The sequence below is a fragment of the Micromonospora sp. NPDC049801 genome (assembly GCF_040656575.1).
GTDB lineage: Bacteria > Actinomycetota > Actinomycetes > Mycobacteriales > Micromonosporaceae > Micromonospora.
The window spans coordinates 223,330-247,353 of sequence record NZ_JBFAMS010000010.1 but is presented as its reverse complement, the minus strand read 5'-3'; the positions used below and the strand labels follow the sequence as shown (position 1 = coordinate 247,353).

The window sequence follows — 24,024 nt, the reverse complement described above, 5'->3', positions numbered from 1 at the left end:
TTCAGCCTGCCTGTGCCACGAGATGTGCGTAGCAGATTCTCACCTAACCACCACTTGACTGTAGCACTAACTGACTTGAGCAGCTCCTCTATGAGGATGATCGTGAGGTTATCTACTACCACTGTTACGCTTGGAGCTATCATGAGAGCTGACGCCGCCCGCAACCTCGCTGCCGTCCTGCGCACCGGGGCCCGCCTGCTGGCGGAGGACCCGAGCACCTCGATCTCCGCCATAGCCAGCGCGGCGGGAGTGGACCGCACCACCGTTCACCGCCGCTTCGCCAATCGCGAAGCCCTGCTCAGCGCCGTCTTCCAGGCCAAGCTCGACTCGGCGGAGCGAGTCCTCGACGACTCGCGGCTTACGGAGGCGCCGGTAGCGGTCGCATTGCACCGCTACGTGGAAGGGATCATTCCGGTCAGCCGTGACTGGCCCGTCGACACGCGCCACATGATGCGCGCGGATCCCGCCGCCGACAGACGACGTCAGCAGCAGAGTCAGCGACTGAATGACTTCCTCAAACGCGCTTCCGATGAGGGCTACCTTCGCCCCGACACCTCCCCGGCCTGGGCGCGGGCGGTCCTCGACCAACTGGTGGAGACCGCCGCCCATCACTTCCCCGAAACGGCTCCCCCACGGGCGGCCGACCTGGTCGTGGAGACCTTCCTCAACGGCCTCGGCCCGTCGTGACAACCGGGAGCCGCCACCGAAGTTCGGCCTAGGTCCGGGATCCCGCTTCTCCGGCACCAGGGGTCGGCGGTGTCACATTGACGGCTGATCTTGGTTGTTGCAGTGGGCTGCTTCCTCAATCGCCAGCGCCGCACCTGCGGCGGCGACACGACCTGGGATCGGGCCCAAGGCGACGGCGCAGCCGCAGCTCGATGCCATCACTGTGACCCGCGAGAGCTCCACCGGCCCGGTGCACCGGCTTCGTCGGGAGCGTTTGCGTGTAGTTCGACCCGCGCTTCGAGTCCGACGACTCGCGATACAAGCGCAGAGCGCGATGACGTAGCTCGTCGGGGTACTTCTTCGGTGCTGCCACGGACGACTTGCTCCCCCATTGGCCACCGCGCCGAAGTTACCGCTGGGATGTGACACTCTCAGCGACCGGCCGAGAGGCTCCCAGGGCTGGCAATCCCCCTGGTCGAGTTGCCAATGTCGGCGGCGGAAGCACCGCGGTGATCGGCAGGGTGAGCGGTAGTCCCCAACCGAGTGCGCGTCCGGGCAGCCGCCACGCCGAGCGGAGGTCTGCCCAACCGACCCGCATCCCGTCGGTGAACAGCACCGCGAACAGCGCCAGCTCGGCGAGTTGCGCCACGATCGGCGAGTCGGCGCGCAGGTGCAGCACACCGGTGGTGTCCTCGCCGAGCAAAAACCCAGCAAGCAGGAACAGCGCCGCGGTGGACAGGATGGTGCGGTGTGCCAGTGCCGAGACGAGCACAGCGGCCAGCAGGACGGCGGCGAAGCACAGCAGCAGCAAGGAAACCCCTCCGAGAGCGCGAACCAGCACGGTGCCGACCAGACTTCCCGGCGCTCCACGGATCCCGGTGATCGTAACGGCCACCGACACGAGACGCGACTACGGCCAGCGCCAGCCGGATTCGCTGCCCTATCCCCGAGGTGACATACCGGAGTACCGTGATGGCCGGTGTGCCGGGAAGCCTGGTCGGCAGTCGTGCAACGTCGTCGACCGGAGGGACCGTATGACTGCGTCCGCCATCCGCACCCATCGCCTGACCAAACGCTACGGCAAACTGCTGGCCCTGGACGAGCTGAACCTCGACGTGCCGGCGGGCGAGGTGTTCGGGTTCCTCGGCCCGAACGGTGCCGGGAAGTCCACCACGATCCGGCTCCTGCTCGGACTGGCCCGGCCCACCGCCGGCCAGGCCTGGATCTTCGACGCCGATGCCGGGGACGTTTCCGCGGCTCACCGGCTGCTGGCGTACGTGCCGGCCGACGTGGCGCTGTGGCCGCAGCTCACCGGCGCGGAGACCCTGGAGCTACTCGCCGCGACCGGGCCGGCGGTCGATCGCGCTTACCGGGACGAGTTGGTCGAACGCTTCGCGCTCGATCTGTCCACCCCGGCTCGCGCCTATTCCACCGGTAACCGGCAGAAGGTCGCCCTGATCGCGGCGTTCGCCACCCGCGCCCCACTGCTGGTCCTCGACGAGCCGACCAGCGGCCTGGACCCGCTGATGGAGCTTCAGTTCCGCCGTGCTGTCGCGGTCGCCCGGGACAATGGGCAAACCGTCTTCCTCTGCTCGCATCAGCTCGCCGAGGTCGAAGCGGTCTGCGACCGGGTGGCCATCCTGCGCAGTGGTCGACTCGTCGACGTCGCGGGCGTCAGTGCACTGCGCCGGCTGCGGCGCACCGAGGTGACCGCCCGGTTCAGCGGCTCCGTACCCGACCTGCGCGACGTAGCCGGGGTGGAACTCGTCGCTCAGGACAGCGGCATGCTCCGCTTCACGATGACCGGACCGCCGGCACCGGCACTGCGCGCCCTCGCCGCCACCGACGTCACCGCGCTCACCGTCCGGGAGCCGAGCCTGGAGGAGATCTTCCTCGGCTACTACGGGGAGACGTCCCGATGACCGTCATCGTCGCACCGGAGCATGCCCGGCCGGTCCGCGCGAGCGCTGGTGGGACCGTTACCCGCCTGGTCGTCCGGCAGGTACGTCGTGGAACGGCCATCGTGCTCACCGTGGTGGTCGGCATGTCGGTGCTCGTCGCCGTCACCTACACCGAGACGATCAGCGACGGTGGCGGCGCCGAGGCCCTCGCCGCGCTGGCCGGTAATCCGGCGATCCGCACCCTGTTCGGCGAGCCCGTCGGCCTCGACACCGTCGGCGGTTTCACGGTCTGGCGCACCGGCACCGTCCTTGCTGTGCTGTTGTCGGTGTGGGGAGCGCTCGTCACCACCCGCGTCACCCGGGGCGAGGAGGAAGCCGGTCGCTGGGACCTGCTGCTCGCCGGACGGTTGGGCCGCAGCGCACTACTCGCCCGGCACCTCGCGGTGCTGACGGCCGCGATGATCCTTGTGGGGGCGGCGCTCGCCACGGCGCTCGCCTCGGTCGGCACGCCGGTGCGGGGGGCGGTCGTACACGTCACCGGTCTGGCGTTGGCCGGTGCGGTGGCGGTCGCGGCGGCGGCCCTCGCCGCGCAGGTCTTCCCGGCCAGGTCCGCGGCGACCGGAGCCACGCTGGCGTTTCTCGGGGTGGGACTACTGACACGGATGGTCGGCGACGGAGTCACCGTCCTCGGTTGGCTGCGCTGGCTGCCACCATACGGTCCACTGGCATTGGTCGGTCCGTACCGGAACGACCGGTTGGCGCCCCTGGCCGTTCTCGGGTTCACCGCGATCGCGCTCACCGTCGGCGCGCTCGCCCTGATGCGGCGGCGGGACGTCCGGGAAGGACTCCTCTCCCCCGCTTCCGGACGGCCGGCACGGCTGCGGCTGCTCGGCTCGGTAACGGCCTTCAGCGTTCGACGGCTACTGCGGTCGTTGGCGGGTTGGTCGACCGGGGTCGGCGGGTACTTCCTGCTGATCGGTCTGCTCGCCGAGTCGCTGACGACGTTCCTCGCAGACAATCCGCGCTTCGCGGACCTGGCGGCGCAGGCCGGCTTCGCCGGCCTGCACACCGTCCGCGGGTACGCGGCCACGCTCTTCGCCCTGCTCGCCATACCGGTTGGCGCGTTCACCGCCGTCCGTCTCGGCGCGTTCGCCGCAGCGGAGACCAGCGGCCGCCTGACCCTGCTGCACGCCGGGCCGACCACCCGCGTCCGGCTGCTCGGCGCCGAGATCCTCACCACCACGGCGGGCGCGGCGGTCCTCGTCACCGTCGCCGCAGTGGCCGCATGGCTGGGCTCGAACCTGGTCGGTGCCGGGTTGCCACTGCCGGCGGCGCTCGCCGGCGCCTGGAACGTCCTCCCGGTCGTGCTGCTCAGCCTCGCCGCAGCGGTCGTCACACTCGGTCACACGACGCAGGGTGTGGTGGCGTGGGGCGTGGTGCCGACCGCTGGTGGGTTCCTGCTCACGGTCGTCGCCGACAGCGTCGACGCGCCGGGCTGGGTACGCGGGCTTTCGCCGTACACCCATCTCGCGGCCGTGCCCTCGACGACGCCGGACTGGCCGGCGATGGCCGCCATGGTCGCGGTGGCGGCCCTGGCCCTCCTGGTCGGCCTGGCGACATACCGGAGACGCGACCTGCGGCTGTAGCCCACCGGTCCGCGCGGTGAGCTGATGGGTGGGGCGACCGTCCCGAACGGCCGTGAGAGCATGCGGTTCATGATCCGGACCAGCCAGACGACCCCGGCGAGCCTGCGCGCTAGGGGCGCCGGCGTGGGCACCCGGCGCACCGGCGCGGCCGACGGATGCTAGACCCGGTGCCGACGTGGCAGCGGCGAAGTAGGCGACTGTGGCATCCCGCGCAGGTCATCGCGGTCGGCTTCGGCACGGCGGTGGCGGTCGGTACCGGCCTGTTGTCGCTGCCCGTGGCCACCCGTTCCGGCCAGCGCGCCGAACTGATGGATGTGGTTTTTACCGCGACCTCGGCGGTGTGCGTGACCGGCCTGGTCACCGTCGACACCGGCAGCTACTGGTCCAGCTTCGGCCAAGCGGTGATCCTGCTGCTCATTCAGGCCGGCGGCCTGGGCATCATGACGCTGGCGACGTTGTTCACCGTGCTGCTGTCGCGGCGACTTGGCCTACGGGCCCGGTTCCTGGCACAGGCGGAGACGAAGAGCCTCGACCTCACCGACGTGCGCGCGGTGGTCCGCCGGATCGTGCTGTTCAGCCTCGCCAGCGAAGCCGTCGTCGCGGTGGTGTTGACGCTCCGGTTCATCACCGGCTATGACGAGCCGTTCGGCGAGGCGCTGTACGACGGGGTGTTCCACGCGGTGTCGGCGTTCAACAACGCGGGCTTCTCCACCAACGCCGACAGCCTGGTCGGCTACGCCACCGACCCCTGGATTTGCCTGCCCATCGCCGCCGCGGTCATCCTGGGCGGGCTGGGCTTTCCGGTCGTGTTCGAACTGCTCAAAGGCTGGCGCCGCCCCGCGCTCTGGTCGGTGCTGACCCGCATCACCCTCGCCCTCACGGGTACGCTGCTCGTGCTCGGCACCCTTGTGCTCACCCTCGCCGAGTTCTCCAACCCGCGTACCCTCGGCCCGCTCGGCGGCGGGGAGAAACTGTTGGCCGGGTTCTTCGCCTCGGCCATGACCCGCACGGCCGGGTTCAACAGCGTCGACATCGGCGGGATGCGGCCAGAGAGCCTGCTCGCCAGCGACGTGCTGATGTTCATCGGCGGTGGCAGCGCCGGCACCGCCGGCGGGATCAAGGTCAGCACCTTCGGGCTGCTGGCATTCGTGCTCTGGTCGGAGATGCGCGGCGAGCTCCACGTCAACGTCGGCCGGCGGAGCATCCCCGCGAGCAACCAGCGCCAGGCGCTCGCGGTCGCCCTGCTCGGGGTCGGCGCGGTGGTCACCGCCACCTTCGCGCTGTTGGCTATCACCTCGTACCGGCTCGACGTGGTGCTGTTCGAGGCGGTGTCCGCGTTCGCCACCGTGGGCCTGTCCACCGGCATCACCGGAAACCTACCGCCGCAGGCGGACCTGCTGCTGGTGGTGCTGATGTTCGCCGGCCGGGTCGGTCCGCTAACCCTGGCCTCGGCGCTGGCGCTGCGCGAACGCAACCGCCGCTTCGAGTTACCCGAGGAAAGGACGATCGTTGGCTGAGGCACGCACCGAACCCGTGGTCGTGATCGGGCTGGGCCGGTTCGGCTCCGCCCTGGCCCTGGAACTGGTCAGCCGAGGAACCGAGGTTCTCGGCATCGACCACCGCCCGAAGGCCGTCCAGGCCCTCTCCGGACAATTGCCACACGTCGTCACCGCCGACTCCACCGACATCGAAGCCCTGCGGCAACTTGGCCTGGCCGAGTTCCACCGCGCCGTGGTGGCCATCGGCACGGACATCCAGGCCAGCATCCTCACCACCAGCCTGCTGGCCGAACTCGGCATCCCCGACATCTGGGCCAAAGCAATCAGCGGCCAGCACAGCAACATCCTCACCCGCGTCGGCGCCCACCACGTCGTCGCACCCGAGCACGACATGGGCGAACGCGTCGCCCACCTGCTCTCCGGGAGAATCCTCGACTACGTCGAAGTCGACGCCGACTTCGCCGTCATCAAGACCACCCCACCCCGGGACATCGTCGGCCTGCCACTACGCGAATCCCGCCTCCGCAGCAAATGGGGCGTCACCGTCGTGGCCGTCAAACCCCAGGCAGCGGTACCCGGCGGCAAACCCCGCGCCTTCACCTACGCCACCCCCGAGACCGTCCTCGCCTACGGCGACCTCATCCTCGTCGTCGGCACCCTGGACAACGTCGAACGTTTCGCCACCACCGATTAGCACGCCACTGTCCGTCAGTGGACGTTAGATGCCGGTCACGGTTCCGTCTTCTGCGGGCTTGCCGGGGCGCTCCTGAACGATTGCGGGGTCGATGGCTACCCTCGGGCTTCTCCTCCTGCTCATCTCACCGGCATCGAGGCGGCGGTGGGCCAGGATTCAAGGCTCAGCTCCGGTAGATGCCCAGACGTTGATCAGCAGTGCCGCGCCCACAACGGCGGCCAGCGGGACGCCCGTGCCGCTGCCGAGGAACAACACGCCGCATATCCCGCCGAATGCTGCTCCTACCAGGGCGAAGACCGCCGCGCGCCACCACCATGGTCGAGCCCGGGGCGGCGACGCCCCGGCCGGGAGGATGACGAGGTCGCGGAGCGCGTCACTGACGTCGGCTCGTTCGTCCAGCACCACTCGCTTCGGCGGCTGATGTCGTAGCCGGCCAATCGGCACCAGCCGCACCTGGCCCGGCATCTCGATGACCACTCGGCGCTTTGTCGAGACGTCGCCGTGGACCGTGACGTGAACGGTGCCGCTCACCGAGTCCACGACCGGGTGCCACATGACCCGCTGCCAGCGGTCGGGACCGCGGTGTCTGTTCGTTGCGAGGGCGATCCAGGTGCTGTTACCGACCGATATCGGTGGGCCGTCCGGTCTGTCGCCGGCGAGTACCGATGCCTCCAGGAGAGAACTCGGCCGACCCGCGGCTCGTCGGAACAGGATGCCACGTAGCGCCCAGGTCAGCACGACCAATACGGCCACGAAGCCCGAGATCACGATCGGAACCGTCAGATCGTCCTCGTTGCTGGTCTCGTCCGGGTCGGCCGGGAAGCCACGGGGCGTGGGCTCGGCCGGGTCGTACGCGACCGGGAACAGTCGGTCCTTCGTGTACCGGTCGGTGTCGTAGATGCCGAAGCGCTGCACGTGTTCCTGGCCCGCCTGGTCCACCCATCGGACACGGATGTCGTCGAGGTCCCCGATCCCGTCCTCGACGACGATGCCCTCGACCACCGCAGTGGCTCGTGCCTGCGCGCTGGCGTACCGGTACCCCTTCCAGCCGAGGACGCTCCCGACAATGGCGAACGCGAGCATGGTGGCGGCGAGCGCCAGAAGCGCGACGCGCAGAACCGGCCTCTGACCATTCATCGCACGGCCCACGCTGTGAAGCGCGGCAGCAGTTGCCGTACCCGAGCCGGATCACCGCTGTCGACGACGTACTCCACCAGTTCCTCGACGTCGAGCAGCCCACCGGCGGGGTCGACCAGCACGCTCGATGTCCACCGGCTGGCACGTGGCCACCCGGCCTCCTGGAGCGCCCCGCTGATCACATGCCCGACGTAGCCGACCAGAACGGCGCGTGCCGCGGCGGCCCGCATCGGCGCTGGCAGCCTTCCCGTCTCCGGGTCGAGCGCCCGAGCCAGTTGCGCCCACGTGCTGTCCGCCACGGCGTCGGCCGCGATGGCCACCGCGGCGCGTACGGAATCCTGACCCGTCACCTGCATGAGACGCGACGCGACCTCCCGCGTGCTCGCCTCGAAGCGGTCTGGTGCGAGGTCGAGGAGACGAACCGGTCGAGGCTCGTCCGGAACCTCGTGTGCGCTGACGAGGTCCCGCACGCACCATCGCTCCAGCGTGTCGGCGTTCCGCAGGGGCACCGGTGAGCTCGCGTCCCAGCCGAGGCCGAGGTGCTCGGGTAGCGCGGCGAGTCGGACGGCCAGCGGGGGCTCGATCGCGATGCCCATCGGGTCGTCCTCGTCGGCCGCAGTAGCAGCGGCGGCTAGGCGCGGCGCGACGTACGGATCGGCGAGTGCCGCGTCGAGTGCTTCGTACAGGTCCTCCGGGTAGTTCCCGTCCTCGCCCAGCACCTCCGTCCAGGTGTCGCCGAGCGCGTGGAAGGCCGCATCGATGATGCCGATCTCGACGAGAGCACCGCGGATGGCCGGCGTGCCGGCAACCGCGGCGGCATCGGCATCCGCGGCCAAGACCAGCGGCCAGACCCGAGCCCGGCTCGCCCGCAGCAACCGCTCGACCAGGACGGCCGGAGCCCGGAGGCGGTTCTCGATGCTGGCCACCAGGGATCCCCGCGCGCGAAGCAGCAGTTGGGTCCGCCGGTCCCCGGCATGCTGTTCTTCAGCGAACTCGCGTGCCACGAGGGCGGCGATTTCGGCAGCGGTGAGCCGGCGCACCAGCGGCAGACCCAGGAAGAGGGTGAAGGTACGAAACCCCGACGTCCGGGTGGGCAGGACGGCGACCTCCGGCTCGGCCACGATCCGCGCGAGCAGCGGAAAGCCAAAGCCGAGGCGCTCGGCAACCTGCCGCACCAGGGTGGTCAGCTCGGGCTCATCGGCCGGACGCACGGCGTGACCGGTGAATCGTGGCCGATGCGTCAACAAGGGGATCACGTTGAATGCGAGCACCGGGAGCACGATCCACACGAACGGCACCCAGTCGCGGAAGACCGCCACAGCGGCGAGCACGGCCAAGCCGAACAGGAGGACGGCCGGATGCGCGAGGGCGGTCATGGCCGCGACAAGCATCCAGCCGCGCAGGGCAGACAGGCGGGCGGTGGCCGGGCTCATGGTCCCACCTCACCCCTCGCTAGCACGGGGGTCGAGATACGGTGCCCGCCTCCATCGGTGGAAGGTCATTGAGGGCGATACCGAACCGGAGGCGGTGTGTGCTGCGCGGGTCACGGCGGCCAACCAGGCCGGACTCGTTCGTCTGGCCAGACTGCTCGACGGCAGCCGACACAGGAAGGTAAACACTTCTGACCAGCCGGCGCACCGGTGAGGAGTCGAGCGGTCATGGCGAGGGCCTCGGTGCGGGTGCCCGCCCGTCCGGCTCGGTCAAGAATCCTTTCGGCGCAGCCGCCTCGATGTGCTGACGCAGCGCCGCGATCTCCGCCCGCAGCGCCGCGACGTCCGCGCTCGTCGCGGCGGCCGGCTGCTCGGAGGCTGAAGCGACCCGCTCCACGATCCAGGTCGCTAGCGAACCCGTGACGAAACCGATCAGACCGATCCCCCCGATCATCAACCCGAGCGCGACGAACCGCCCCATCGAGGTGACCGGGTAGTGGTCGCCGTACCCGACGGTGGTGATGGTGACTGTCGCCCACCAGAGGGCGTCGTCGAACGACGTGATGTTCGGATCGGCCCCGGACCGTTCGGCATCCAACACCGCGAGCGCGGACACCAGAACCAGCAGCACGGTGGTGGTGGCGACGTAGACGGCGAGTCGGCCCCGCGCCCAGACCTCCGTGCGCCGGCTGATCGTCAACACCACCATGATCAGCCGTACGGCGCGCAAGGGGCGCAGCACCGGTAGTGCCAGCACGACGAGGTCGAACAGGTGGCCCCGCAGGAACCGACGCCGGTCGGTGGCCAGCTTCAGGCGTACCAGCATGTCGAGCCAGAACAGCAACCAGATGACGACCGACGTCACAGCGCAGGCGTCCCGCCACGCCGGCGCCAGATCGGTGCGCAGGATCGGCGCCGCGTACACCCCGAGGAAGACCATCGACAACACCGTCAACGGCGCTGCGGTGAGCCGCTCCCAGTTCGCCGACCGGGCCAACCGCCGATCTGCCCCACCCTGCATCTCTGGCTCCGCCCGAAGATCCGGTCCGCTCATATCGGCAATGATCACCCTCCAGCGTGCGTGGGCTCACTCGGTCATCACGTCAAACCCGGCCAGGATCCCGTGGTTAACCATGTCGGCGCGCAGTGGGGACTTACTGATCGTCCTTCTTGTCCCGCCATCTGTCGATGAGCGCCGGCAGTTCACGCCAGAGGTAGTCGTAGAAGTCGCGCATCTCGGTAAGGCGGGTTGCGGCGAGGCTGCCCACGCCGGCCACCGTGATGCCTTCTTCGGCGGCTTCCCGCATGCTTCCGATCATCGCGTTCTGGCCGGACATGAGGGTCGCCCACGCGCCGTCACGAAGCCGGAAGTGCTCGCGGCGACTACCCGGAGCGGGCACTCGCTCGATCAACCCGACGGTTCCGAGGGACTTGATGGCGGTGGACACGCTGCCGGAACTGATGGCCAGGGTGTCCGCGATCTCGCCAGCGGTCATCGTCTCCTGCTCGGTGAACAGCAACGCCGCCAGCACTCGCGCCGTCATCCGTTGCAACCCGCCCTCGGCGAGGGTCAGTGCCAACTTCTCCGCTGGACCACTCAAAGCCATCCGCGCCCTCCCGCGCTCGATCGACCAGAAGCCTAACATCTTGCAATCTTCAGAAATCTTTGAACATTCGATACTCTGCAAGCCATGGCTGATGTGATCCAGCTGGAGAAGCTGACCAAGACCTACGGCCGCCGCACGGGACTGCGCGGCCTCGACCTGTCCGTCGCCGAGGGTGAGGTGTTCGGCTACCTGGGTCCGAATGGGGCTGGCAAGTCGACCACCATCCGCGTGCTACTGGACCTGATCCGACCGACCAGCGGACACGCGCTGGTGTTCGGGCACGACCCGCGCCGGGACGCGGTGGCGCTGCACCGGCGGATCGGGTATCTCGCCGGGGAGTTCGTGGTCAACCCCCGCCAGCGCGTCGGTGAGTGCCTGACGTTCCTGGCCGACCTGCGCGGAGGCGTGCCGAAGGCCCGCATCGGCGAGCTGGCCGGGCGGTTGGAGTTGGATCTGACCGCGCGGATCAAGACCCTGTCGAAGGGCAACCGGCAGAAGATCGGCCTGGTACAGGCATTCATGCACCGCCCCGAACTGTTGATCCTCGACGAGCCGACGTCCGGGCTGGACCCCCTGGTGCAGCAGACGTTCCTCGACCTGGTCCGCGAAGCCAGAGCCGACGGGCAGACCGTGTTCATGTCCTCGCACATCATGAGCGAGGTCGAGGCGGTCGCCGACCGGGTCGGCATCATCCGCGACGGCCAGCTCGTCGCCCTCGACACGGTGGCTCGACTCCGCGACCGCAGCGTGCACGAATTCCTGGTCACCTTCGCCGACCCGGTCGATGACACCGCACTCGCCGCCCTGCCGGAGGTGACCGGCCTGACCGCTGACGGCCCGACCGCGAGGTTCCGCCTCGCCGGCAGCCCCGACGGGCTCATCCGCGTACTCGCCCAGCAGCGGGTCGTGAGCCTCCGTGCCACCGAACCCGACCTGGAACAGCTGTTCCTCACCTACTACCAGCCCGACGCTGCAAGCAAGGAGACCACGCATGCCTAACCTGCTGACCAAGACGTTGTGGGACGGCCGGCGGGCCCTGGCCGGTTTCACCGCCGGCATCGCCCTGCTCGCAGCGATGTATGCCGGCTTCTATCCCCAGGTCGCCGACCGCGCGATGGGACAGACCGTCCAAGGCTTCTCCCCCGGGCTGCGGCAGGCGCTGCGGATGGAGGACCTCTCCTCCGCCGCCGGGTATCTCGGCTCCAGCGTGTTCGGCATCATCGTGCCCCTGGTCGCCGTCATCTTCGGCATCGTCACCGGCACCCGCGCAGTCGCCGGCGATGAGGAAGCCGGCTACCTCGACCTACTCCTCGCCCACCCGGTCAGCCGCACCCGGCTGCTGCTGCACCGCTTCGCCGCGCTCACCGTCAGCGCCATCCTCATCGCGGTGGTGGTCCTGCTGGCCCTGCTGGCCATCCGGCCCGGCGCACAACTCGACAGCATCACCGTCGGCGAGTTCACCGCCCAGTGTCTCGCCCTGGCCCTGCTGATCATCGTCTTCGGGACGGTCGCGATGACCGTCGGCGCGGCCACCGGCAGCCGACCCGCCGCCCTCGCCGGCAGCGCGGGCATCGCCGTCCTCACCTACGCCGCCAGCACCTTCGCCAGCCAGATCGGCGCCGACGCCCTCCGCTACGCCTCCCCCTTCCACTACTACATCGGCGGAGAACCCCTGCGTAACGGCTTCCAATGGGCCGACCTGACCATCCTGACCGCCACCACCGCGGTCCTGCTGACCGGCGCCGTAGCGGCATTCAACCGCCGCGACCTGACCAGCTGACCGCGACCGCCCTCACCACGCCAGCGGTGTGGCCCGACGCACTGGACGTCATGCAGCCACGGGCATCAACTCCGCCGCGGCCCCCGCGGGCACGGCAGCCCCGATCCTGCCGCCGTCACTGACCGGCACCTCGGACACGATGTGTGAGACAGCCCTGCTGCGCTTGGCGCACGGGCCATGAACGGCGGCGATCGTGGCGAGTCGGTCGGACCGTGCTGAACGCGCCGGGCCGATCTTCACCAGACAACCACAGCACCGCACCGCTGCGACCGCAGGTGCAGGCGGGAAGAAGACAAAGAGCCGCATGTCATCACGCCTGTGGGCACAAACAGAGCGCCGGGTTGGAAAGGACGCAACGAACTGAGCGGAGCACGACCGATCCGCTCGCCGGCACCACCGCAGCACCAACAACATGATCATTGTGTGTGACCACCACGCGTGGACCATCGAAGTCGAGCCCGCGATCTACCCGCTCACCCCGGCGGGGAGCTTCCTCGCCACCACAGCAAAAATCCCCGTCCAACGGGACGGGGATTGCTCGAAACGCGAAGAGAAATCACGCTTCGTGGGGAAATAACGTGTCCTAGGATCGACACGAACCGATACCCAACACGGGTTGCGCCTTATCGGCGCTATTCCACTCGCCTGAAATCAGGCTACCTGTAGGGTCCCGGGCTGACCGCCCGGGATCCGGTCGGCACGAGAGGCTCCTCAGCGTGAAGCGGCGAGAGATTCATCGTTCACCTTGGCCTGGCGCGGAATGTGAGCCGTGGTCGTAACCGGTGGGGTCCGGCCGCGTTGGGCTGATCATGGGTGAGCGTGCGGCGTATCCGAGTGACCTGACCGATGAGCAGTGGGCGGTGGTCGGACCGTTCCTGCAGGCGTGGAAGGACCGCCACCCGTCGGTGTCGGGGCATCAGGGTCGCTACGAGCTGAGGGAGATCGTGAACGCGATCTTCTACCAGAACCGGACCGGGTGTCAGTGGGCGTACCTGCCGCACGACCTGCCGCCGAAGTCCGCCACCTACTACTACTTCGCCCTGTGGCGTGATGACGGCACCGACCAGGTGATCCATGATCTGCTGCGTTGCCAGGCGCGGGAGAAGGCCGGCCAGGTTCGCCGCCCGCCCGCAGCCCGCCGGGCGGGAGATTCCCAAGCATCTGCTTGACATTCGGCAGAAAGCGAGGAGACTCCAAGCATGTCCTTGGAAAGTGGGCGGCGGCGCGTCATCGGCGACCCGGTAGCCATGCGCGCTCTGGCCCACCCGCTTCGACTCAAGCTCCACGCACTCGTCGGCCGTGAGGGCACCATGACGGCTGCGACGGCCGCGCGCGCGCTGAGGATCAGCCAGGCGCTCGCCTCCCATCACCTGCGCCAGCTCGGGAAGTACGGCTTCGTCGAGCAGGCCGGCCGCAGCGACAACCGGGAGCGCCCGTGGCGGGTGACCGCCGTTTCCCAGGACTGGGAGCCCGGCGAGACAGCCGAGGGCCACGAGGGACTGAGCATGTTGGAGCGGTTCGTGCTGGAGCGCAGCGCCGCTCAGTTGGCCGAGTGGCAGCAACGCCGCCCGGAGATGGATTCCCGCTGGAGTGAGCACACCGGGGTCTCACAGAACCTCGCCTATTTGACCGTCGACGAGCTGGCCGAGCTGCACCGCGCCTGGGAGGCCCTCATCTCGCTCTGGGTGCAGCGCCGTCCGCTCGGCGACACCGCGAGCCGGCCCGAGGGTGCCGTACCGATCGACATCACTCTGATCATCGCGCCGCTGCCGCCGACCGCGTCAGGCGGTTGACCGGCGCTTCGGCTCCCCCTTCGTGTTCCGGCGAGGGCCAACCCGTGCGCTCGATGGGTGCACCGATCGAAGGAGGGAATGCTGTGCCACCGCCGACCAACGCCTCGAGGATCCGCCGCGACTATCTGATCCTGCTCGCCCTTCGGTGGTTCCCCAGCGGCCTGATCATTCCGGTGCTGGTGCTCCTGCCGCTTCAGCGTGGACTCAGCCTCGGCCAACTCGGCGTGGTCATGGCGATCCAGGGACTGACGATCCTCTGCCTCGAAGTGCCGACGGGTGGCGCGGCCGACACGTTCGGTCGGCGACCGGTACTGCTCTTCGCCTCCGCGGTCAACATCTGCTCCCTGCTGCTGTTCGCCTTCGCGTCGTCGGTTGCCGCCTTCGCCGTCTACTTCCTGATCCAGGGCGTCTATCGGGCCCTCGACAGCGGACCGCTCGATGCCTGGTTCGTGGACAGCACCCTGGCCCGGGACCCGGACACCTCCATCGAGCGCGGACTCGGTCTGGGTGGCACCGTGATGAGCATCGCCATCGGCGCGGGCTCGTTGCTGAGCGGCCTCCTCGTTGCGGTTCAGCCGATTCCCGGCGTTCCCGGCATCGTCACGCCGGTCGTCATCGCGATCGTGGTGCGGGTGATCGAGCTCGGGTTCGTGACGGTCCTGCTGCGCGAGGAGCCGCGGAACCGGCCGGAACGGTCCGGACGAGACCGCCCGTCGGTCCGATTCGGACGGACGGTCGCCAGTGCAACGCGGCTCATGACCCGCTCCCGTGTGCTGATCTGCCTGCTCGCCGTGGAGATCCTGTGGGGATTCGGGATGGTCAGCTTCGAGACGCTTACCGCGGTCCGGCTGACCGCGGTAACCGGAGACACGGAACAGATCGCCTCGCTGATGGGGCCGTTGACAGCGTTCGCCTGGATCGCCTCGGCAGCCGGCGCGGCTCTGATCATCCCGGTTGCGGAACGCGTCGGCACGCCGCTCGCCGCCGCCCTGATGCGGGTCCTGCAGGGGCTCGCCGTCGCCGCGATGGCACTGTTCGGCGGGCTCGCCGGCATCATCACCGCGTTCCTCGCCTGCTATCTCGTGCACGGCGCGTCGAACCCGCTGCACAACGCGCTGCTGCACCGCCAGGTCGGCACCGACGAGCGCGCCACCGTGTTGTCGCTGAACTCGATGGTCTCGCAGCCGGCCGCCGCACTCGGACTCGTCACGCTGACCGCGCTGGCCGACGCCATCAGCCTGAGCGCGGCGATGGTGATCGGTGCGATCATCCTGGCCGTCGCCGCCCCGCTGTACCTCGCGGCGCGCAACGACCGCCGCCCGGTGACGCCGCAACCCGCTACGACCCGCTGACCGGTCGAGGACCGATCAGCGGGGCAGCGAGGTGCCGGGTCACGAGGAGGAGTGGCGAGGCAGGCAGATGCCGGACAATACGGCCGTGAGTACGGTGAACATCGCGTCCGTCGAACTCTCCTGGTAGAAGTGGCCCCCGTCGAACACGTGCAGCGACGATGGCGCGGTGCTGTGCCTCCGCCAGCCGAGCAGGTCAGCCTCGTCGACCTCGGGGTCGTCACGCCCGCCCAGCACATCGATCGGCACGGTGAGCGGGGGCCGTTCGGCGTACCGGTAGCGCTCGCACGCCTCCAGGTCCGCCCGCAGGATCGGAATGGCGCGGGCGACCAGGTCGGGGTGATCGAAGAACTCGGGCGGCGTGCCGCCCTGCGCCCGTAACATCGTGGTCAAGGCGGCATCGCTGCCGAGGTGGGACGATGTCCGGAGCCGGTTCCAGCGGTCCGGGCTGCGCGCGCTACTGACCACCAGGCGCCGCGGCTCCGGACCGCCCCTGTCCCGCAACATCTGGGCGGTCTCGTACGCGAGCAGACCGCCCATGCTGTGCCCGAACAGGACGAACGGCAGCCGGTACCGTTCGTCCGCTATGCCGTGGGCGATCTCGGCGCTCAACTCGGCGATCCGGGTGCGCGGCGGCTCATCAGCCCGGGCGCCCCGTCCGGGCAGCTGCAACGGACACAGCTCGACGTCCGGTGGCAGCCGATCGGCCCAGCCGAGATATGCCGCCGCGCTGCCGCCCGCGAACGGCAGGCAGTAGAGACGGATCCGCGGCGTCGCAGTGGATCGGCGGTACGGCAGGAGACCGGTGTCCATGGGTCACCCCTGCCCGTTGGCGATGGACATCGGCATGGGCATCGACCCGACCATGATCTCGCCGAGGGTCTCGGCGTCGCCGGCGCACAGGGCGCGCAGCACCTCGAGGAAGGTGTGCGCAACGGTCGCAGCGGCTGGGGCGTCGTACCAGCGGCGGTCGTAGAGCAGCTCCAACCGCAGCCGATCAGCGTCAACCACGTTGACGACCAGCGGATACTCAGTGCTCTCCACTGCGCCGGCCACGGTGAGCGTGGCCCGGCCGGTGCAGACCGTCGGCGACAGCGTCTCGGTCACCACGATGCTGTGGAACAGCGGCACCCCGCGCGGGATCCCGGTGCACTCCTGGACCTCGCTGAGGGGCGCGTTCTCGTGCTCCTGCATACGCACCATCTGCGCCTGGACGTCGTCGAGCCAGGCGGGCACCGCCATTCCGGCGTCGAGGCGCACCCGGACGGGCAACGTGTTGAGCATCGGCCCGACGACCCGGTCGGCCCCCGGAAATGCGGCGGTGCGCCCGGAGACGGTGCAGCCGAAGAGCACGTCGTCGCGATCGGTCAGGTGACCGAGCGCTGTCGCCCAGGCGGCAGTGGCCACACTGGCCAGGGTGAGCCCGTGTCCGCGCGCGTATGCCCGGACGGTCCGCGTCTGCTCGTCGGTGAGGCTGAGCGTCACGTAGTCGCTCCCCCGGCGCTCCGCCTGCGGTGCCGGAACCGGCATCGGGGTGGGCTCAGTGACGTCGTGCAGCTGGGTGGCCCAGTACCGGCCCGATTCGACGGCATCCAACGTCCCGAGCCAGCCGACGTACTGCCGGAAGGCCGTCGCGGGCTCCAGGCGGGCCGGTCGTCCCTCCAGCAACGCCGTGTAGACCGCCATCACGTCGCGCAGGAGCAGATCGACACTCCATCCGTCGAGCAGCAGATGGTGATAGGTGAGGATGCCGGTGACGGCGTCCTCCGAACGGCTCAGCACCAGTTTCCAGAGCACCCGGTCGAGGGTCATGCCCGTACTCCGCTCGGCGACCGCGACTCCGGCCGCATCGTCCACCGTACGGATGAACAGTTCCGGTTCCCGCCAGACGACCTGAACCGGTTCCTGCCCGCTCTGCCAGTCCACGGTGGTCCGCAGGATTGCGTGCCGGCCCGCGGCCTCGCGCCAGGCCCGCTCGAACAGAGCCAGGTCCACCGCACCGGTCAGCCGGAGGTTCTGCTGGTCGATGTAGACGCCCTCGTCCGGGCGCAGAAGAGTCTGGAACAGCATGCCGGCCTGGGTGGTGGTGAGCGGATAGACGTCCTCGACGACTCCGGGCCCGGAGGTGATGAGGCGGACTTCGTCGTCGGTCAGGCGGGCGAGCGGGAAGTCGGAGGAAGTGTGCCCGCCGGGGTGTGCGACGCAGTACCGCACCAGTTCGTTGACGTGGTCGAGGAACCGCTCGGCCACCGTCACCACGCTCGACTCCGCCAGCCGCTCCGGAGGGTAGGTCCAATCGACCAGGAGCCGGTCCTCGCGGATCTCGGCCTCGATCTCGATCGGATGGGTACGGCGCTGCCCGGGTGCACGGTCGGCGCCGCACACCGGTGCCAGCATGCGCAGCGGACCGGTGGCGGACGGCGGTGTCACCCGGCCGTGATAGTTGAACACCACCTCGGCGTCCTGCTCGGCGCGCAACCGATCCGCCTGCGGGCTGGTACTGAGGTGACGCAGGAGGGCATGGTCGAAGCCGCCGTGGGGCATCGAGCGGAGATGTTCCTTGACGGTGTCGAGTGCGGCGCCGAGGTCATCGCCGTCGATCGACGGTGCGAACGGCACCACCGAGGTGAACCAGCCGACCGTACGGGAGATGTCGATGCCGGGCAGGGGATGGTCGCGGCCGTGCCGCTCGACGTCCACCCGCACCGAGCCACCGGCCCAGTCCCGCAGGGCCCGGGCGAGGGCGGTCAGCAGCACGTCCTCGACCTGCACGTGCCGGGCGGCGGGGGCGCCGCTCAGCAGCAGCCGGGTGTCCTTCACGCCGAGCTCGGCGCGCACGGTGCTGGCGGCGCCGACGAGGTCGGAGCCCGCGTCCGGGTCGCCGGGCAGCGCGGTCCCGGTCGGCACGGTGAGCCGGTCACACAGAGCCAGCACCGTCGGGTCGTCAGCGCGCCGCTTGAGCGCTGCGGCCCACACGCCGGGGTGCACCTCCGTGGCCGGCAGGGCGGCGTCCTGCCCGTCGGTGTCACACGCAGCCGCCAGGTCTTCGACCAGGAACCGCCAGGACACCGTGTCGACCGCGAGGTGATGGACGACGACGATCAGGTTGGCCGGCCGGTCCCGGCGCGTGACGAGCGCTGCGCGTAGCAAGGGTCCGCGGGTCAGATCGAGGCTTGCCTGCACCCGGTCCGCGACGGCCGAGAGTTCCTCGTCGTCGGCGATCGACTCGTGGATCAACAGGTCGGCATCCCCGGGTGGCTCGATGTGCTGCTGCCAGCCCGCATCGGTCCGGGTGAAGCGCGCCCGCAGCGCCGGGTGCCTGTTCACGACGGCGCGCAGCGCTTCGGCTATCACCGTCGGGTCCTCGATCTCGGTCTCCAGCAGGACGGACTGGTTGTAGTGGTGTGCGTCGGCCAGGTCGCAATTCAGGAACCAGGCTTGCATCGGCGTCGGTGGCAGGGTGCCGCCGATGTCGCCGGCCTCCGCCCCGGCCGCGTCCGAGGCGGTCGCCACCGGCTCGGTGTGCGCCGCGAGGGTGGCCACCGTCGGATACCGGAAGATGAGCCTCGGCGTGATCTCCAGGCCCTCCGCGCGGGCCGCGGCCATGATCTGGATCGTCAGGATGGAGTCGCCGCCGAGTTCGAAGTAGTTGTCGTGGACACCGACCCGATCGAGGCCCAGTGCTGCGGCCCAGATGGCCGCGACCCGCACCTCCACCTCGTCGCGAGGGGCGTCGTATCCCCGGTCGGCGGGTTCCGCGACGAGGTCCGGGGCGGGCAACGCCCGACGCTCGACCTTGCCGTTGGCGTCCAGCGGCACCGCGTCGATCGCCACGAACAGCGAAGGGATCAGGTAGCCGGGCAGGAGCCGGCCGAGAAACTCGCGCAGTTCACCCGCGCCGGGCACGCCGCCTGCGTCGTCGGTACCGGTACCGCTACCGACGACGTAGGCGACCAGCTGGCGGCGATTCTGCTGATCCGACCGGGCCAACACGATCGCCCGCTCGACGCCGGGATGGGTGGCCAGATGCTGTTCGATCTCGCCGGTCTCGACCCGGTACCCGCGGATCTTCACCTGGTCGTCGAGTCGGCGCTGGAACTGCACGTTGCCGTCGGGCAGCTGGTAGCCCCGGTCGCCGGTGCGGTACATCCGCATGCCGGGGCGACCGGTGTAGGGATCGGGCAGGAAACGCTCCGCGGTCAAGCCGGGTTGGTGCAGGTAACCCCGGGCCGGGCAGACGCCGCCGATGTAGATCTCCCCCGGCACGCCGACCGGCGCCGGGGCCAGATTTCGGTCGAGTACGTACATCGTCGTGTGCGGGATCGGACTACCGATCGGCAGCAGATCCCGATCGACTGGATCACCCACCGGCGTGTACACCGAGTTCGCCACGGACGCCTCGGTCGGACCGTACTCGTTGAGGATGTCACTGTCCGGAGCGAGGCTCCGCCAGCGGCGCAACGCGGAAGACGGAAACGCGTCCGCACCGACGGCGAGCACCCCCGCCAGTCCAGCCGCCTCCGCGGCGGTGAGTTGCTGGGTGAGCAGCTCCAGGTGACCCGGGGTCATCTTGAGGAAGCTGTACGGGCCACCGCGCACCAGTTCCGCGGCCAGTTGCGCCGGGTCGAGCCCTTCCGGCAGCAGGCGGACCGGTCGGCCGAGCAGCAGTGGGGTGTAGAGGTTCGGCACGATCATGTCGAATCCGACGGATGAGAAGAGAGCCGTGCCGCCGTCGCGCCCGCCCGTGTACCGATCGGCGCAGAACCGCAAGTAGTTGACGAGGCCGCGATGGTGGCAGGCCACCCCCTTGGGTCGTCCCGTCGAGCCCGAGGTGTAGATGACGTAGGCGAGCTGGTCGGCGTGCCGGGCCCCGGGCGGGTCGGTGTCGTCCTGCTCAGCTATCAGCTCGGCGTCGCGGTCGAGCAGGCATACCTGTCCAGGTGGGTCGGTCAGCAAGGTCTGGTACTGGTCCTGGGACACCACATGGGACAGCCCGGCGTCGGCCATGATGGTGCGGACCCGCGCGGCCGGGTTGTCCGGCGCCAGGGGCACGTACGCGGCTTGCGCCTTCAGCACCGCGAGCAGGGTGACCAGCAGCTCGGGGCTGCGCTCGACGATCACGCCGACCAGGCTCTCCGGACCGACACCGATGCCCTTCAGGTGACGGGCCAGCCGGTTCGCCCTGGCGTTCAGCTCCCGGTACGTCATCGTCTTTTCGCCCCAGAGCAGCGCAGCGGCGTTCGGCGTGCGGCGGACCTGTTCCTCGAACAGGCCATGGATGGTGGCATCGTCGGGGCCGGGCACCACGGTGTCGTTGATGCTCAGCAGACGGTCGTGTTCGGCCCGGCTCAGCACGGAGGTGTCGCGGAGCAGCCGGCCGGGTTCCTCGGCGAACGCTTCGGCCACCGTACGCAGGTGGTCGGCGATGCGTCGCGCGGTCTCGGGCTGCACGGCGCGCAACTGGTGGCGAAGGAGGAAGCGGATCCGGTCCGGCTGCTCCTCCACCATCAGGATCAGCGGATAGCCGGTGCGCTCGTACGTCTCGGCCAGGCGCAGACCCGCAGCGTGCGCGGCCGGACCGGTGCCCGGCTGGTTCTGGGCGATGACGATGGTGTCGAACAACGGCGTGCCCCTCGGCATGTCGCTCACCGCCTGGATGTCCGGCAGCGCCGCGTGCGCGTGATCGCGCATCCGCACCAGGTCGGTCTGCAGGTCGTTCAGCCAGCCGGCCAGGGTGTCGCTCCCGTGGTAGCAGGCACGTACCGGAATGGTGTTGATGAACAGGCCGACCATGTCCTCCACCGCGGGCAGGTCGGCCGGTCGCCCCGCCACCGTCGACCCGAACACCACCTCGTCCTGTCCGCTGTAGACCACCAGCAGCAGCGCCCAGAACCCGTGCGCCAGCGTGCTGGCGGTCAACCCCGCGTTCCGGGAGGCCGCACGCAGTCGGGCCAGCAGCGGGCCGTCGACGTCCATGGTGACCTCGCCGATCGTCCCGTCCGTGGCGGTGTCGTGGCCCGAACCGTGCACCTCCCAGGCCGTCGGCTCGGTCAGGCCGGCCAGGTACGCGCGCCAGAAGTCCTCGGTGGGTCCGCGATCCTGAGCGCGGAGCCAGTCGGTGAGACGCCGGTACGGCACGCCGTGGATCTCCGCGCGGCGCCCGGCACGCCGAGCAGCGTATGCGACGCCGAGTTGCTCGGTCAGCGTGGCGAGGCTCCAGGCGTCCAGGATCAGGTGATGGTGGCTGAGGACCAGCCGGGTGTGGGCTCCGAAGTCGATGAGAGTGGCGCGCACAGGTGGCGCCGAGACGAGATCGAACGACGCTAACCGGTCCTCCCGGAGGAACGCGGCGAAGAGAGCCGGGCGTTCGGCGTCCGGGCGGTCTCGCCAGTCGATCTTCCGGACCGGAAGCGCGAACCGCCGCAGCACCACCTGGGTCGGGTCGGCGACCCCCTCGAGCTGGACCCGGCTCCGCAGCACCGGGTGCGTGTCGACCAGGTCCTGGAGGGCCGCGGTCAGCGCCTCGTCGTCGACGGGCGCAACGGCGTCGATCACCGTCTGCTGGTGATAGTCCCCGCTGTCCTCGGACAGCTCGCTGTGGAAGAGCATGCCGGCCTGCATCGAGGTGAGCGGGTACGCGTCGGCGATGTCGGCGCGGTTGCGTAGCTCGGCCAGCGCCGGGTCCTCGACGTGACCGGCGACCGCCGGGGCACCCGTGGTCGGAACGACCTCGTCGGCAAGCCGGCGGACGGTCCGCAGACCGAGGATCTGCGCGGCAGTCGTCTGCAGCCCGGCATCCCGGGTGCGGACGATGATCTGCAGCGCGGAGATCGAGTCGCCACCCAGTGCGAAGAAGTCGTCGTCGATGCCGAGCTCGGCCAGGCCGAGCACCTCGCTCCAGACCGCGGTCAGGGTCCACTGCGTCGGGTTCTCCGGGGGTGAGTACGGCGATCGCAGGTCGGCGCGGGTCAGCATGGGTACGGGCAGGGCCGCCCGATCGACCTTGCCGCTGGTGGTCAACGGAATGTGCGCCAGCGGCAGGTACATCGCCGGCAGCATGTAGGCCGGGAGGTCGCGGGACAACCACGACTCCAGCTCGTCGCGACCGGGCAGGGGACGGTCACCCGTACCGACGACGTAGGCCACCAGGCGGGTGTGCTGGTTCTCGCTGTGCGTCACCACGACGGCATCGGCCACCGCAGGGTGACCGCGCAGTACGGCGGAGATCTCCCCCAGCTCGATCCGGTTTCCATTGATCTTCACCTGGTGATCGACGCGACCCAGATAGTCCAACTGCCCGCCCGGCAGCGCGCGGACCACGTCACCGGTGCAGTACATCCGGTGCCCGCCGCCCGCGAACGGGTCGGGCAGGAACCGGTCGGCGGTCAGGTCGGCCCGGCGGTGATACCCGCGGGTGACGGCGACGCCGCCGATGTACAGCTCACCCTCTGTACCGGCCGGCACCGGTTCGAAGTTGTCGTCCAGCACGTACCAGGTCACGTTGTCGATCGGGTCACCGATCGGAACGCTCGTCCCGTCACTGCCCGGCTGCCAGGTGTGCGCCGACACCTCGATCGAGGTCTCGGTCGGCCCGTACATGTTGTGCACCTGCGCCGACATCAGCTTGGCGGCCCGGTCGGCCAGATCGGGCGGCAGTGCCTCGCCGGTGCAGAAGACATCGCTGACGCAGTCGAGATTCGCCACGGCGGGCTCGGTGACGAACTGGGCGAGCATGGACGGTACGAAATGGACGATGTCCACTCTCTCGGCTGCGATGATCTGCGCCAGATAGGCCGGATCGCGGTGTCCGCCGGGCCGGGCAAGGACCAACCGGGCACCGCTCACCAGCGGCCAGAACAACTCCCAGGCGGACACGTCGAAGCTGATCGGTGTCTTCTGCAGGATCGTGGTGCCGGGGCCGATGGGTCGCACGCGCTGGTGCCACAACAGCCGGTTGACGACCCCGCGGTGGGGGACCAGCACCCCTTTCGGGCGGCCGGTCGATCCCGAGGTGTAGATGACGTAGACCAAGTTGTCCGGATCGGCGGGCGACGGGGGTGCCTCGCCCGGCGGAAGCGAGTCGATGTCGAGCACCGGTACGCCGGCGCCGTTACCGTTCATCAGACCGTCGTGGGTGAGGACCACCGGCGCCGCGGTGTCGGTCAGCATGAACGCCAGCCGGTCGACCGGATAGTCCGGGTCCAGCGGCACGTACGCGCAGCCGGCCCGGATGATGCCCAGCAGGCCGGCCATCATCGCCACACTCCGCTCGGCGCACAGACCGATCGGGGTCTCCGGCCCGAACCCCCGCCGGCGCAGGGCCGCGGCGACCGCCGAAGCCCGTGCGTCGAGGTCCGTGTACGACAACGTCACACCGTCCGCGGTGATGGCCGGTTCCTGCGGCGTGGCCGCGACCTGGGCTCGAAACAGACTGTCGACCGTGTCATGGGGGTTCGCTCGCATGGCCGCACCATCCCGAGGCCGGCTATCCACGGTCTATCGGCGCCCTATCCCCCCGGGAC

General features: G+C 69.6%; 15 protein-coding genes and 2 pseudogenes. 10 read left to right on the top strand and 7 right to left on the bottom strand.

The window, feature by feature from the left end; translation table 11 throughout:
- Positions 1–141 precede the first annotated feature (141 nt).
- The gene (locus AB0I89_RS19855; RefSeq protein ID WP_357128508.1) at positions 142–687 is read left to right on the top strand and encodes a helix-turn-helix domain-containing protein; all 546 of its coding nucleotides are present in this window, start codon (positions 142–144) and stop codon (positions 685–687) included.
- A gap of 478 nt (positions 688–1,165) precedes the next feature.
- Here the strand turns inward: AB0I89_RS19855 and AB0I89_RS19850 are convergent.
- A pseudogene (locus AB0I89_RS19850) lies at positions 1,166–1,477 on the bottom strand (cation:proton antiporter); the annotation flags it as partial.
- 223 nt (positions 1,478–1,700) lie between these two features.
- On the opposite strand from AB0I89_RS19850, the gene AB0I89_RS19845 reads away from it, so the two are divergent.
- The 4 genes from AB0I89_RS19845 (at position 1,701) to AB0I89_RS19830 (ending at position 6,406) form a co-directional block, all read left to right on the top strand.
- Complete coding sequence (locus AB0I89_RS19845) at positions 1,701–2,588, top strand: ABC transporter ATP-binding protein (RefSeq protein WP_357128505.1); 888 nt, start codon at positions 1,701–1,703, stop codon at positions 2,586–2,588.
- Positions 2,585–4,213: a hypothetical protein gene (locus AB0I89_RS19840; RefSeq protein ID WP_357128502.1), complete on the top strand. Its 1,629-nt coding sequence runs from the start codon at positions 2,585–2,587 to the stop codon at positions 4,211–4,213. The genes AB0I89_RS19845 and AB0I89_RS19840 overlap by 4 nt, the downstream gene beginning before the upstream one ends.
- Before the next feature lie 167 nt (positions 4,214–4,380).
- Positions 4,381–5,730 carry a potassium transporter TrkG gene (locus tag AB0I89_RS19835; protein ID WP_357128499.1) on the top strand — a complete coding sequence of 450 codons (1,350 nt, stop codon included), beginning with the start codon at positions 4,381–4,383 and terminating at the stop codon, positions 5,728–5,730.
- Positions 5,723–6,406, top strand: coding sequence for a TrkA family potassium uptake protein (locus AB0I89_RS19830; protein WP_357128496.1), 684 nt, complete (start codon positions 5,723–5,725; stop codon positions 6,404–6,406). The genes AB0I89_RS19835 and AB0I89_RS19830 overlap by 8 nt, the downstream gene beginning before the upstream one ends.
- Before the next feature lie 156 nt (positions 6,407–6,562).
- On the opposite strand, the gene AB0I89_RS19825 is transcribed toward AB0I89_RS19830, so the two are convergent.
- From AB0I89_RS19825 to AB0I89_RS19810, 4 genes are all read right to left on the bottom strand, one after another.
- A complete protein-coding gene (locus AB0I89_RS19825) occupies positions 6,563–7,543 on the bottom strand; it encodes a hypothetical protein (protein WP_357128493.1) in 981 nt (326 codons plus the stop codon).
- Positions 7,540–8,976: a hypothetical protein gene (locus tag AB0I89_RS19820; protein ID WP_357128490.1), complete on the bottom strand. Its 1,437-nt coding sequence runs from the start codon at positions 8,974–8,976 to the stop codon at positions 7,540–7,542. Before AB0I89_RS19820 ends, AB0I89_RS19825 begins: the two co-directional genes overlap by 4 nt.
- A gap of 223 nt (positions 8,977–9,199) precedes the next feature.
- Complete coding sequence (locus tag AB0I89_RS19815) at positions 9,200–9,994, bottom strand: potassium channel family protein (RefSeq protein WP_357128487.1); 795 nt, start codon at positions 9,992–9,994, stop codon at positions 9,200–9,202.
- Positions 9,995–10,127: 133 nt separating this feature from the next.
- Positions 10,128–10,580, bottom strand: coding sequence for a MarR family transcriptional regulator (locus AB0I89_RS19810; protein ID WP_357128484.1), 453 nt, complete (start codon positions 10,578–10,580; stop codon positions 10,128–10,130).
- Positions 10,581–10,664: 84 nt separating this feature from the next.
- Here AB0I89_RS19810 and AB0I89_RS19805 point away from each other — a divergent pair, with 84 nt between their 5' ends.
- The 5 genes and pseudogenes from AB0I89_RS19805 to AB0I89_RS19785 all read left to right on the top strand — a co-directional run bounded on the left by AB0I89_RS19805 (position 10,665) and on the right by AB0I89_RS19785 (position 15,505).
- The gene (locus AB0I89_RS19805) at positions 10,665–11,579 is read left to right on the top strand and encodes an ABC transporter ATP-binding protein (protein ID WP_357128482.1); all 915 of its coding nucleotides are present in this window, start codon (positions 10,665–10,667) and stop codon (positions 11,577–11,579) included.
- Positions 11,572–12,360 (top strand): ABC transporter permease subunit, encoded by a 789-nt coding sequence (locus AB0I89_RS19800; RefSeq protein ID WP_357128479.1) that lies wholly within the window; start codon positions 11,572–11,574, stop codon positions 12,358–12,360. The genes AB0I89_RS19805 and AB0I89_RS19800 overlap by 8 nt, the downstream gene beginning before the upstream one ends.
- 809 nt (positions 12,361–13,169) lie before the next feature.
- A pseudogene (locus AB0I89_RS19795) lies at positions 13,170–13,475 on the top strand (transposase); the annotation flags it as partial.
- Between the two features lie 84 nt (positions 13,476–13,559).
- Complete coding sequence (locus AB0I89_RS19790) at positions 13,560–14,153, top strand: helix-turn-helix domain-containing protein (RefSeq protein ID WP_357128476.1); 594 nt, start codon at positions 13,560–13,562, stop codon at positions 14,151–14,153.
- An 83-nt stretch (positions 14,154–14,236) separates the two neighbouring features.
- Positions 14,237–15,505, top strand: a complete 1,269-nt coding sequence (locus AB0I89_RS19785; RefSeq protein ID WP_176730629.1) for an MFS transporter — start codon at positions 14,237–14,239, stop codon at positions 15,503–15,505.
- A 39-nt stretch (positions 15,506–15,544) separates the two neighbouring features.
- Here AB0I89_RS19785 and AB0I89_RS19780 read toward each other — a convergent pair whose 3' ends face one another.
- Together AB0I89_RS19780 and AB0I89_RS19775 are read right to left on the bottom strand one after the other, a co-directional pair.
- Complete coding sequence (locus AB0I89_RS19780; protein WP_091606449.1) at positions 15,545–16,315, bottom strand: alpha/beta fold hydrolase; 771 nt, start codon at positions 16,313–16,315, stop codon at positions 15,545–15,547.
- 3 nt (positions 16,316–16,318) lie between these two features.
- Positions 16,319–23,965 carry an amino acid adenylation domain-containing protein gene (locus tag AB0I89_RS19775; RefSeq protein WP_357128471.1) on the bottom strand — a complete coding sequence of 2,549 codons (7,647 nt, stop codon included), beginning with the start codon at positions 23,963–23,965 and terminating at the stop codon, positions 16,319–16,321.
- Positions 23,966–24,024 lie beyond the last annotated feature (59 nt).